The 11,629-nt window shown below is 71.0% G+C and carries 9 protein-coding genes; 4 read left to right on the top strand and 5 right to left on the bottom strand.

Annotated features, from left to right (window positions below):
- The first annotated feature begins 20 nt into the window (after positions 1-20).
- The 3 genes from AB8M85_RS08705 to AB8M85_RS08695 all read left to right on the top strand — a co-directional run bounded on the left by AB8M85_RS08705 (position 21) and on the right by AB8M85_RS08695 (position 4,161).
- Positions 21-1,670 carry a hypothetical protein gene (locus AB8M85_RS08705; RefSeq protein WP_372698382.1) on the top strand — a complete coding sequence of 550 codons (1,650 nt, stop codon included), beginning with the start codon at positions 21-23 and terminating at the stop codon, positions 1,668-1,670.
- Positions 1,671-1,815: 145 nt separating this feature from the next.
- On the top strand, positions 1,816-2,628 hold the full coding sequence (locus AB8M85_RS08700; RefSeq protein WP_372698381.1) for a BTAD domain-containing putative transcriptional regulator: 813 nt from the start codon (positions 1,816-1,818) through the stop codon (positions 2,626-2,628).
- A 198-nt stretch (positions 2,629-2,826) separates the two neighbouring features.
- Positions 2,827-4,161 (top strand): polysaccharide deacetylase, encoded by a 1,335-nt coding sequence (locus tag AB8M85_RS08695; protein ID WP_372698380.1) that lies wholly within the window; start codon positions 2,827-2,829, stop codon positions 4,159-4,161.
- Positions 4,162-4,177: 16 nt separating this feature from the next.
- Here AB8M85_RS08695 and AB8M85_RS08690 read toward each other — a convergent pair whose 3' ends face one another.
- Together AB8M85_RS08690 and AB8M85_RS08685 are read right to left on the bottom strand one after the other, a co-directional pair.
- Positions 4,178-4,324: a hypothetical protein gene (locus AB8M85_RS08690; protein ID WP_372698379.1), complete on the bottom strand. Its 147-nt coding sequence runs from the start codon at positions 4,322-4,324 to the stop codon at positions 4,178-4,180.
- Positions 4,325-4,424: 100 nt separating this feature from the next.
- On the bottom strand, positions 4,425-4,904 hold the full coding sequence (locus tag AB8M85_RS08685; RefSeq protein ID WP_372698378.1) for an SgcJ/EcaC family oxidoreductase: 480 nt from the start codon (positions 4,902-4,904) through the stop codon (positions 4,425-4,427).
- Positions 4,905-4,919: 15 nt separating this feature from the next.
- Here AB8M85_RS08685 and AB8M85_RS08680 point away from each other — a divergent pair, with 15 nt between their 5' ends.
- Positions 4,920-5,390, top strand: coding sequence for a MarR family winged helix-turn-helix transcriptional regulator (locus AB8M85_RS08680; RefSeq protein WP_372698377.1), 471 nt, complete (start codon positions 4,920-4,922; stop codon positions 5,388-5,390).
- Between the two features lie 221 nt (positions 5,391-5,611).
- Here the strand turns inward: AB8M85_RS08680 and AB8M85_RS08675 are convergent, their stop codons facing one another.
- The 3 genes from AB8M85_RS08675 to AB8M85_RS08665 form a co-directional block, all read right to left on the bottom strand.
- Complete coding sequence (locus AB8M85_RS08675) at positions 5,612-6,616, bottom strand: aldo/keto reductase (RefSeq protein ID WP_372698376.1); 1,005 nt, start codon at positions 6,614-6,616, stop codon at positions 5,612-5,614.
- 111 nt (positions 6,617-6,727) lie between these two features.
- On the bottom strand, positions 6,728-7,630 hold the full coding sequence (locus AB8M85_RS08670) for a dihydrodipicolinate synthase family protein (protein ID WP_372698375.1): 903 nt from the start codon (positions 7,628-7,630) through the stop codon (positions 6,728-6,730).
- A 67-nt stretch (positions 7,631-7,697) separates the two neighbouring features.
- Positions 7,698-11,417, bottom strand: coding sequence for a TM0106 family RecB-like putative nuclease (locus AB8M85_RS08665; protein ID WP_372698374.1), 3,720 nt, complete (start codon positions 11,415-11,417; stop codon positions 7,698-7,700).
- Positions 11,418-11,629: the final 212 nt, after the last annotated feature.

Raw genomic sequence — 11,629 nt, 5'->3', positions numbered from 1 at the left:
GGATGAGGGGAGCGGTTCACATGGGTGCCAGCCGGCGGCCAGAGCACACCGGCAGCGAGCAGCAGGACGTCACGATCGTGGCCGAGGGCCCGGCCACCCCCGGCGTGGACGGGCTGCCACTGACCACCCAGGCGAGGATCCCGGTCGAACGCACGCTGCCGGGGCCTGTCGGCGCCCGGCTGGAGGTCGTCGTCCGCGACGCCGCCGGGCAGCGGCTGGCCGCCGACCTGACCGGAGGCACCGGGTGGGGTGTGTGGGACCGCACCCCGCGGGATACGGCAGCCACGGTGCTCGAGGATCCCGCGTTCCTGGCCCAGCACGTGTATGCCGTGGCCAGCGAGACGCTCTCCACGTTCGAACGGACCCTCGGACGCAGGATCAGCTGGTCCGGTGGACGCCGGTTGTGCATCGACGCCGCCGCCGACATCCCCGCCGGGCAGACCGGCTACCAGAACGACGAGTGCAGGATCAATCTCGGCCAGCAGGACGGCATCCCGTTGGCCCTGTACCGGGACCTGCTGGTCCATGAGGTGACCCACGCCGTGCTGGCCGGGTACCGCCCGCGCTGGTCCGACCGCTGGGCGATGCTTGACCAGTTTTCCCTCCACGAGGCCCTGGCCGACCTGATGGCGCTGCTGTCCGTGTTCACCTCGGAGGAGGTCGTCCAGCGACTGGTCGACGCCGCGCTGCTGCGCGGGGGCAGCGAAGCAGCAGCCGGAGGAGATCGACTCGACACGGCCATCCTGCGCTCCGGGCTGTTTGGGCTGGCCGACCACCTGTTCGGCCGCGGGGACGTGCTGCGCTCGCCGATGGCGGCGGCACCACCGGCCGGGTGGCGGTCCTCGCCCGAGCCCCACTGGCGGGCCGCGGGCATCGTCCATGCGGTGATGGAGACCGTCCTGCGGCTGTGGAACGAGCGGCTAGCCGCCCCCGGTGGCCGCTCCAACGTCTACCTGGTCGCCGGTGCCGGCGCCGAGGTCGGCACCCATGTGCGCCGCATGCTGGTGCGCGGGCTGGCGTACATGCCCCCGGTGGATGCGGGGCCGGAGGACCTGCTGCGCGGCATGCTCGCCGCCGACGAGACAGTCGTCCCCGACGATCCCCGGGGCTACCGCACGACCCTGGCCGGTTGCTTTGCCGACGTCGGGGTCACCACTGGCGACGCTGCCTCCCGGACCGGGACCGACGGGCTGGACCGGCTCGAGTACGCCTTCGGCAACGGGATGCTCGACGCCGGTCCGGAGGAAATCGTGCGCTTCGTGTGGAACAACTCTGTGCTCATGGCAGCCCTGGGCCTGGACCCGTCCCGCGGACTGGCGGTCGACGGCGTGCGCACCAGCACCCGCATCAGCCCCAGCGGATTCGCGGTCACCGAAACCGGGGCCTCGCTGGTCCAGGAGTTCGTCGCCGGCACCGCTGAGGCCCGCGCACTGGGACTGGCCACCGACGCGCCGGTGGCCCTGCGAGGCGGGGCGCTGCTGCGCTTCGACGACGGGGGTCGGCTGGTCTTCGCCGCCATTAAACCCGTGCTGGACACCGCGCGCCAGCAGGCCAAGCTCGATGAGCTGCACCGCGAACGCCCGGTGGCCGCGGAGGACCTGGACTCCAGCGGGTTCCGCGAGCGGATGCTGGCCCTCCACGCCCGGCGCTGGGGTGAGGTCCACCGGTGACGGTAGGCAGCGCCCTCTGCCGCCCCCTGCCGCAGCGTGCCGGCGACCGCCGCGGCAACCCGGCATTGACGCGCCCCGGCCGGGCGAGGAACATGGGCGGCACACGGATGGATGCCATGCCACCAGCGGAACGGGGGTGCAGGCCATGCTGCGGGACGCGGACGGCTGGCCCCCGCACGGCTATCGGCTGCAGGTCCTGGGTGGGTGGCATCTGGTCCGCGACGGGGAGCCGCTCCGCGTGCCGCAGCGCTCCCAACGCCTCATCGCCTACCTGGCGGTGGCCGGACCGTCCCCGCGCGTGGTGCTGTGCGGGCACCTCTGGCCAGCCAGCACCGAACACCGCGCCCTGGACAGCCTGCGCGTGGCCATCCACCACGTCGGACGCGACCTGCCCGGCCTGCTGTCCCGCCACGACACAATGCTTGCCCTGGCCCCCGCCGTGGCGGTGGACCTGGACCGGGAACGTGCAGAACTGACCGGCACGCTCGAACCCGACACGGCCTGCGGGGGCGGGAACAACACGGCGGGCGGCTGGTTCGGGCGGGAGCCGGACCTGCTGCCCGGGTGGTACGAGGATTGGGTCCTGGAGGAGCAGGATCGGCTCCGCGCCCAGCGGATCCGCCATCATGCCAGCACGGCACAGCGCCTCCTCGACTCCGGGGACCTGCGCGCGGCCATCGACGCGGCGGGGCGCGCACGGGGGTTGGATCCGCTGGATGAATGGTCACTCGAGGTGCTCGTTCGGGCCCAGGTGGGCGTGGGCGCAGTCTGCGCGGCACGCCGGGTGCTGCTGGCCTTCCGACATGACCTCCACCAGGAATTCGGCCAGTTCTCCTCGCCGGTGTTGGATGAACTGGACCGGCTGGTGACGAGCGCGGCTGCCGATATGCCGGGAACACCGAGCGTGGAGTCCACCCATTTCACGCAGGCGACGGGTCCCCGCCTCGCCTGGGGCTGACCCAGGCGCCGGGATACCTCCGCCCCCGGCAGCCGCGGCGTCTGCCGCCGGGGCCGTCCCTCGCCCGTCCGCCACGCCGGCCACCCAGGCGTGTCGCCCCGGGGCAGCGGGGTCCGGAGGGCTAGCGTGGAGCCATCGGTGGCCCAGCCCCAGAAACCGACGGCCGCCGCCCGCCGACGTATCAAGGGGGTGCGGAACATGTTCCCACACGGCACGGCCCGGTCCACGAGGACGGCCTTCACGGCTGCGGCCTTGGCGGTCCTGGTGGCTCTGTCCGGATGTTCGGCCGGACCGGAGTCCGGCGGCTCCTCGACCGCTCCGGGCGGCGGCTCCTGGGCAGGACAGGGCCCTGCCTCCTCGCCGGAACCGTCGGGGCCCTCGGCAGCGGAACGCCAGGGCGCCCTCAATGCAGCCACCACGGCGGCAGCCCAGTACGACTACGCCGCCGCGTTGAAGGAACTGAAGCCGTACGACGGCCCCGAGGTGGCGGAGCTGGCCGAGAAGATCACCCGGCAGCAGCACCGGGCCGTCGAATGGAAGGACAACTCGCAGATCTCCCACCTGTTCTTCCACTCGCTGATCGTCGACCCGAAACGCGCCTTCGACCCGGGACCCAGCGCGCAGGGCTACGCGGACTACATGGTCACCGTCAAGGAGTTCAAGGCCATCCTCGCCTCGCTGTACCGGAAGGGCTACGTGCTGGTGAACCCGCACGACATCGCCCGCAAGAACAAGCAGGGCGAGATGGAGTACCGGCCGATCAAGCTGCCGAAGGGCAAGAAGCCGCTGGTGCTCTCGGAGGACGATGTCAGCTACTACGAGTACATGGACGGCGACGGGTTCGCCACCAACCTGACAGTGGACGACGACGGGAAGGTCACCAACACCTACCGGGACGCGAAGGGAAAGACGCTCCACGGCTCCTACGACCTGCCCACCATCGTGGACGACTTCGTCGCGGAGCACCCGGACTTCTCCTACCGCGGGTCCAAGGGCATCATCGCCCTGACCGGCTACAACGGCGTGCTGGGCTACCGCACCAGCGACCTCGAATACGGCGACGACCAGCACATCGACCTGCCCGCGCAGAGGAAGCAGGCGAAGAAGGTCGCCGCGGCGCTGAAGGACGAGGGCTGGGTCTTCGCCTCCCACACCTGGGGCCACGCCAACCTGACCGACTCCTCGCTGGGGCGCATCAAGCGCGACACCCGGAAGTGGGACGATGAGGTCCGCCCCCTCATCGGCGACACCGACCTGCTGATTTTCCCCTTCGGCGCCGACCTGGCCGGCATCGGGCACTATTCGGGCGCGAAGTACCGGCTGCTGGAGAAGGACGGCTTCGACTTCTTCTTCGGCATCGACGCCTCCACCCCCGCCTGGATGCAGCTGACCGACGACTACCTGCGCCAGGCCCGCATCAACGTCGACGGGCTGAGCATGGCGGCCGCACTGAAGGGCAAGCACCACGTGCTCGGGAAGTTCTTCGACGTCAAGAAGGTCATCGACCCGGCCCGGAGGAAGTACGGGAAATAGCCCCGGTTCTCAAGGGTCATTCGAGGTCCTTGGGCTTCGTGGCCACGATCGAGCGGCTGCTGGTCGTGACCAGCCGCGTCACGCCGGCCTCGATCGGGGCCGGGGCAGCATGCGCCGGATCGCACTCGACCCGACGGCACAGCTCACCGCGTCTTGGTCGCACACGCCCTCATCGTGGACTCCGGGACCCATGGCGTCGCGACCAACCGCCTAGTCGACGACGTGGAGCCCGGTTCGGCCTGCTGCGCCGATGACGAGGACCCTCAGCTCCCCGGTCCTTCCACCTGAGCCGCCCCAGGGTCCGGCGTGGCATTCACCGTTGCGCTCTCGTGCTGATGCTTGGCGCCGCGGGCGGCGAGCCAGATCATCAGTCGGTTCTTCTTGGTGTTTTGGAAGGCCTCGCAGAGCCACGATCCGTCGGGCTGTCTGCGAAAAAGGAAGCTCTGAACCTTGTTCAACGGAATCCGCTTGCCCTTGCCGACGCCTCCTTCGGTCAACACGTAGGCGGTGTCATCGTCCAGGTAGCGGATCTGGGTGATCGACATCCGCATCCGGCTGCCCTTTTGAAACGTGGCCAGCACGGGCTCATGGTCGCGGCGGATCGCGTCCCGGCCGTAGCTAACGGCGCCGGCGAAGATCACGTAGGCGGCATCCGGGGTGAAGTGCCGTGCGTAGGCGGTCGCGTCGCCAGCATCCCATGCCTGAATGATTTGAGCGAGGGTACCCTGTATACTTTCCTGCATGAGGACAATAGTTGCATGAAGGCAGACGATTACTCAAATCCACGTGTCGACCGCGGCGACTACCGTCGGTACCTGGCGGCGGTGACGCTGTTCCACCAGGCCGCGGCCGATGCCGTCGGGCTGTCCGGTACCGACTACCAGGCGAGCAACCTGCTCGACCTCGACGGACCGATGACCAGCGGGGACCTTGCCGGGCGGCTCGGCCTGTCGACCGGCGCCACCACCCGCCTGGTCGACCGGCTCATCGCTATCGGCGTCGCAATCAGGACCGAAGATCCCGCTGACCGTCGGCGCAACCTGATCGCCCACTCCGGACACCTGCCCGCCGCCCTGGACGGCGTACTCCGACGAGTGCGTCTCCCCATCCAAGACGCGCTCGCCGAACTCACCGCAGACCAACGAAACGGCGTCAGCGCCTACCTCACCGCCGCCACCCAGGCATACACGGTTGCCGCGCGGACCCTCAGAACGCCGGGCAATTCGTGACGCCGTGGCAGGTGTACAGCACGTCCGCGTGCGACGCTGACCAGCAAACCGGGGGAGGGCATGGGCCCGCACTTCCGACGAGGGTAGGGCCAGACCCGGACGGGCTGCTTCAAAGGGACAGGCGGGAACCGGGACCACACTGGCCGTGGATGCGATCGCACTGACGGACAGCGCCTCCCGATGCTCTGGAGGCACCGCCGTCGTACCGGGCAGCCTGGGGGTCAGCGGGTGGCCGCGAACTCCTCGGTGTCGATTGTGCGCTGCTGGCCGGCGTTGTAGCGGGCACCGTGGATGGTGTCGGCGTTGATGAGGGCGCCGACCTCGGCCAGGGTCGCCTCGTCCAGGACCACCGGTTCGGCCCCCAGGTTCTCGTCCAGGTGCTCGATGCTGGTGGTGCCCGGGATGGCATGCACGTGCTCGCCTTGGGCCAGCACCCAGGCCAAGGCCAGCTGGGCGCAGGTGATGCCCAGACGCTGCGCGATGACCTGGAGCTGGTCGACCAACTTCAGGTTGGCCGGGTAGTTCTCCGCTGAGAAGCGCGGCATGGCATGGCGCATGTCGTTCGCCGGCAGCGACGCCGGGTCGCGCAGCGTGCCGGTGAGGAAGGCGCGGCTCAGCGGGCTGAAGGCGACGAAGGCGGTACCCAGCTCGCGGCAGGCCTCCAGCAGGCCCAGCTCCGAGTTCCGGGTGGCCAGGGAGTATTCGTTCTGCACGGCGGCGATCGGGTGCTCGGCCCAGGCGCGGCGCAGCGTCGCCGCGGAGACCTCCGAGAGGCCGATGGCCCCGATGGCGCCTTCGGCGACCAGGTCTGCCAAGGCGCCGACGCTCTCCTCCACCGGGACGGAGGGGTCGAGCCGGTGCAGGTAGTACAGGTCGATGTAGCTGGTGCCCAGCCGGTTCAGGGAGGCCTCGGCCTGTGCCCGGAGGGTCTCCGGGCGGCCGTCGATGTGGCCACGCTCACCCGGGGCCAGGATCTCCAGCCCGCATTTGCTGGCCAGGAAGAACTCGTCGCGGCGCTTGCCCAAGGCGGCACCGAGGAGCTCCTCGTTGCAGCCTCTGCCGTAGAGCGTCGCGGTGTCGAAGTGGTCGACCCCGGCGTCGAGGGCGTGGCGCAGCAGGGTCGCGCCGTCCGCGTAACTGGGGAATTTCGAATACCCATGGCTGAGGTTCATGCACCCCAAACCGAGCGGACGCACCATGGTGCCCGCCAAATTGCGCATTTCCATGCCCCCTTGTCTAGCACGAGTGGCGCTGGACTTCGAACCCTGGAACGCCGGGTGGGCATCGACGAGATCCGGGCCACGGCCGCGGGTGGGTCCGGACGGGCGCCGCGCGTCCTACAGCGGGTCCGACAGCGTGCCGATCAGGCGGGCGAGGTCGCGCTGGCTGCTGCCGGGGATGGGCAGCAACGGACGACGCGGTTCCCCCGAATCTATTCCGGCGGCGCGGGCCAAGGCATAGAGGTTGCTCAGCTTGCGCAGCCCGGTGAATTCGTGCATCAGCGGGGCGAGTTCGGCGCGCAGCCTGTCGGTTTCGGCGCTGTCGCCGGCGGCCAGCGCGGCGCGCAGGGCGGCATGGTGGGCCGGGAGCACCGAGGCCGGCCCGGAGTGCCAGGCGTCGGCGGCGAACCCGGCCTCGGCGATGAGCGCGTCCCCGCTCATGCCGTGGCTGAAGCCGGCCGGGACGCGGGAGGAGAGGGCCTGGTACCGCTCGATGAACGTTGCGGCATCGGGGGCGGATTCCTTCACGGCCACGATCGTCGGTTCTGCGGCGAGCTCGGCGATGAGGTCCAGGGAGAAGGAGAAGTTCGTGGTGCCGGGATTCGAGTAGAGGCAGATGGGGGTCTGTGAGGCGGCGGCGACGAGCCGGCACTGGGTGGCCACCTCGTTGTCGTCGAGCGGGACGTAGGAGACGGTCGAGAGCAGCAGCCCGTCGACGCCGGCGGCCACGGCTGCCTCGACGTGGCGCATCAGTTCCCCCGTGGACACGGCGCTGACGCCGGCATGGACCGGCAGTTCCGGGTTGGCCTCGCGCACCGCGGCGACGGAGGTGGCGATGACGGAGGCCCGTTCGGCAGCGTCCAGGTAGGCGAAGCTGCCCGAGGAGCCCAGCACGGCCACCGCATCCACCCCGGAGACCGCCAGGGAGGCCAGCTGCCGGCGCAGTGCGGCATGGTTGACCGCCCCGGAGTCGTCGAACGGGGTGACGGGGTAGGCAACCAGGCCGTGGAAAACGCTCATGGCCACACGCTAGCAGCCGCCGGCGGGCCGACCGGCCGGCTTCCCTGTCGGCCGCCTTCCCGGCCGGTCAGCTGCAGAGGCCCACGAAGGCACCGAGTTCGGCCAGCCCCTCGGGCCTGCTGGGCAGGAAGTTCGTCAGGTCGGGTGAACGGACCAGGACCGCACGCCATTGTCCCCGGGACACGGCGACGTTGATCCGGTTGCGGTTGAGCAGGAAGTCCATCCCGCGGGGGGCCTCCGTAGCGGCCGAGACGGCCATGCTCACCAGCACGACCGGTGCCTCCTGGCCCTGGAAGCGGTCGACGGTGCCCACCCGCACCCCGGCGAGCCCGGCGGCATCGAGCCGTTCGCGGACCAGGTTGACCTGGGCGTTGTAGGCGGCGACGACCAGGACGTCCTCCTGCCCCAGGGGCCGGACGGGGCTGTGTCCGCCGTCGTCCCACCGCAGGCCCAGGTGGCGGCGGACCTGCGCGATGACCTCGTCGGCCTCCTCGGGGCTGGAGGTCGCGTTGCCGTGGTGCTCCACCAGGATGGTCTCGACACCGGGGGCTGCGCCGTCGAGCCGGCGCAGCGAGGCCGCCGGGGCGGCGGCGAGCCGGCCGGCATAGCTGAGCGTGGAGACCTTCCGGCACAGCTCGGGGTGCATGCGCCAGGAGTCGGCGAGGAAGTAGCCCAGGTCCGTGGGCAGGGTGGCCGAGCCCTCGGAGAGCCAGCCCAGCGCTGATTCGTCGACCGGCTCGGGGTGGGTGCCCTGGGTGACCTGGGGCAGTTGGCGCGGGTCGCCGAGCAGCAGCAGGCGTCCCGCCGCCCGGGAGACCGCCAGCGTGTTGGCCAGCGAGAACTGCCCGGCCTCGTCGATGACCAGCAGGTCCAGTGATCCGGCGGGGACCTGCCGGCCGGTCATCGTCCAGGCGGTCCCGCCGATGAGCGCGCCCTCGGCGGAACCGAGGAGCGCATCGAACTTCTTCTCGTCTGTGACCGTCCAGGCGTGGGGCACCGAGGGGTCCTTGGGCTTCTTGCCGACCCGGTCCGGGTCGAGTCCGGCCTTGGTGATGGTCGCGGTGAGCATGTTCTCCACGACGGCATGGGACTGGCCGACGACGCCGATCTTCCAGCCGCGGGCGACCAGGGCGGCGATGACGTGCGAGCCGACGTGGGTCTTGCCGGTGCCGGGCGGGCCCTGCACGGCCAGGTAGGAGCGGTCCAGGTCGGCCACGGCCTCGGTGATCGCGCTGGTGTAGTCGCCGCGGCCGTCCGTACCGGGCAGCACGGCGGGCAAACCATCCAGGGTGGCCAGGCGCGGTCTCCGGCGGCGCAGGATGTCGATCCCGGGGTGCCGGGGCAGCGTCGGTGCCTGGCGGAGCACCGGTGGGGCACCGCCGTCGTGCGCTGGGGGCGGGGGGACCGCGAGCCCGGACCCGACCTCGCGGGCCAGCTCGGCCAGCGCCTGGCGGATGGAGGCGGTCATGACCGGCTTGCCGGGGGTCAGCGCCATCGGGGTCTGCGGGTAGGGGGCGATGCGGCCGGAGGACTTCTCGACGACCGTGAGCACAGTGGTCTCGCCGCGGGTCTCCACTGCGGTGAGCATGGTATCGAAGATCCCGCCCCGCGCCTGCGGCAGCGGCAGCCCCTCGGGGTCCAGTGCGACGTCGGCGCCCTCGGGGACGGGGGCGTCGTACATGCGGAACCAGGTGCTGCCGGCGCGCAGGTCGGTCCCGTCCGAGGCGGTTCCGGTCAGTTCGAGCACGCGGCGCTGGGTCCTGGCCCGCGGCGGGGTGGCCCAGTCCTCGAGGACCTCGGCCGAGTCCACGAGGAAGACGTTGCGGGTGCCGGACCAGTCGTCGACGGGGGAGTCGAGCCGGTCGAAGTGGCCCCACCAGAACTGCTTGTCCTCGCGGCGGTGGTAGCCGGTGGCCGCGGCGACCATCGCGACCGCGGCGTGGTCGGCCCGGGCGCGTTCCCGGGCGTCGTCGTCCAGTGCCGAGAAGTCCGTGTCGAGCTCCAGATACGCCTGGAGGGCGAGCTCCTCCTCGCTGGGCTGGTAGGCCGCGGTGGGCGGGGCCTCGGTTCCGGGAACGACGGCGGTGGCGGTGCCGGTGGCCGGGCCAGGCGCTGCGGGTCCAGGATTCCCGGTTCCAGACTCCGAGGATCCGGATCCTGGGATGGCGGGACGGTTGGCGGCGAGGCCGAGCAGCCAGTCGCGCAGCCGCAGCGTGGAGAGGCAGTCGTATTCGTTGTAGTCGGCGATGGAGTCTAGGATCCGTTCGGCCTCGCCGGACCGGCCGGTCTCGAGGGCGGCGCAGTAGTGGGCGTAGGCGACCACGGAGGCGCCGGCATCCTTGACGTCGCCGCCGCGCAGGTTCCCACCCATGTAGAGCGGCTCGAGCTTCTTGATCGAATACGAGCGCTCCGAGATGCGCAGCGAATGCCGCACGGTGTCGAACAGGTCCACCAGCAGCCCCTCGCGCAGCCAGGCGTCCACGGTGTACTCGCCGGCGGTGTGGGTGGTCGAGAGGTTGCGCAGCGCCGACTTCTCGTAGGCGGCGTAGTGGTAGACGTGCAGGTCCGGCCAGCGCCGGCGGCGTTCCTCGACGTAGGCCAGGAAGTCCAGGAACGCTCGTTTCTCTCCCGCCCGCGAGTGCGCCCAGAACGGGCGGAACAGCGGGGTCCCGGTGTCGTGCTCGATGACGCCGAAGAGGTACTCGATGCCCCAGCTGCCGGTTTCCGGGTCCTGCCAGAGCGGGTCGCCCTCGAAGTCGAAGAAGATGTCCCCGTCGCTGGCCGGCGGCAGCGAGCCGATGGTGTGGGCCGGCTGGAGGCGGTAGGACACCGGGTGGTCGCCGGCCTCGGCCGACCCGTCGAAGTCCAGCAGCCCGGTTTGCGCGCGGGCCTGCTCGCGCAGCCTGCCCAGGGCCGACTCCGGGTGCTCCCCGGCGGGTGCGGGCTGTTCGGCGAGCTGGTGCATGGTGGTGATCCCGGCGACGATGAGCTTGCGGCGCCGGGCCGTGGTCATGCCGCCGATGAGCAGCAGGTCGTCGTGCGCGGTGACCTGCTCGGCGCAGTAGTCGCACCGGCCGCAGGCGCTGATGTCCTCCCGGGCCCAGCCCACGGGTGCCCCGGAGGCGCGGTGGGTGGCGGTGAGCCGGCGGAAGCGGTCCCGGCGTTCGCGGTAGGCGGGCAGCAGGTCGGGCATCGGGTGCTCGCTGTGCTGGAGGTTGCCCAGCACCAGCGTGGCCACGGGGGAGGGCTCGAAGCCGAGGCGCTCGAGCTGGTCCCCGTAGGCGGCCAGTTGCAACAGCGCGGTGACCTTGGCATGGCGGGCCAGCTTCGAGTCCCAGACGGCGTAGCGGCCGTCGACATCGCGGACGATGAAGTCGGCGAAGCCCAGGAACTCGCCGTCGAAGAAGGTGGCTTGGAAGACGACGTCGGCCCCGAGCGTGAGTGCCTCGGTGGTTTCGTCGGCCAGCCGCTCGAGTCCGGCTCGGTCCATCTGCGGGGATGCCTTGTCGATCTGCCGGACGCCGGTGCCGCGCTTGCGGTCCCAGGGCCCGTGGGCCTCGAGCAGCTGGGCCAGGACGTGTTGTTCGTGGACGTCCCCGAGGTCGGCGGCGCGGGCTGCCATGGCGTCGTCCTCGAACCTGGGCTTCGGACGGCGCCCGAGTTTCACGTCCAGCCGGTACAGGCTCTGGTATTCGCACTCGCTGGCGATGACCAGGTCCGAGGCCGAAAAGACCAGCGGTCCGGCCTCCCCGGCCTCCCCGGTCTGCTCGCTGTCCAGCAGGAACATCACACCCCCTCCGCGCCCGGGAGGTTCCCGGCGTCGTTCCCCTCGAATCTAGCAGCGGGCCATGACAGATCGGTCCGCGTCCCGCCGTCCCCCGCCCGGCGTCCGCTCTCGGGTCCGCGCCGTGCGCGGTCGCGGCACCGGCCCGGAACGCCGGTGGTCCGGAACGCCGGCGGCCCGCAACGACACGGCGGTCGGTGCGGGCCGCGGGGCCG

This window comes from Arthrobacter sp. JSM 101049, from assembly GCF_041679245.1.
GTDB lineage: Bacteria > Actinomycetota > Actinomycetes > Actinomycetales > Micrococcaceae > Arthrobacter_H.
This window is presented reverse-complemented; position numbering and strand designations above follow the sequence as displayed.

Coding starts and splice junctions, on each gene's coding strand:
- AB8M85_RS08685 (WP_372698378.1), bottom strand. CDS start 4,904: ATGCAGGAAAGTATACAGGGTACCCTCGCTCAAATCATTCAGGCATGG.
- AB8M85_RS08675 (WP_372698376.1), bottom strand. CDS start 6,616: ATGGAAATGCGCAATTTGGCGGGCACCATGGTGCGTCCGCTCGGTTTG.
- AB8M85_RS08665 (WP_372698374.1), bottom strand. CDS start 11,417: ATGTTCCTGCTGGACAGCGAGCAGACCGGGGAGGCCGGGGAGGCCGGA.
- AB8M85_RS08700 (WP_372698381.1), top strand. CDS start 1,816: ATGCTGCGGGACGCGGACGGCTGGCCCCCGCACGGCTATCGGCTGCAG.
- AB8M85_RS08680 (WP_372698377.1), top strand. CDS start 4,920: ATGAAGGCAGACGATTACTCAAATCCACGTGTCGACCGCGGCGACTAC.
- AB8M85_RS08670 (WP_372698375.1), bottom strand. CDS start 7,630: ATGAGCGTTTTCCACGGCCTGGTTGCCTACCCCGTCACCCCGTTCGAC.
- AB8M85_RS08695 (WP_372698380.1), top strand. CDS start 2,827: ATGTTCCCACACGGCACGGCCCGGTCCACGAGGACGGCCTTCACGGCT.
- AB8M85_RS08705 (WP_372698382.1), top strand. CDS start 21: ATGGGTGCCAGCCGGCGGCCAGAGCACACCGGCAGCGAGCAGCAGGAC.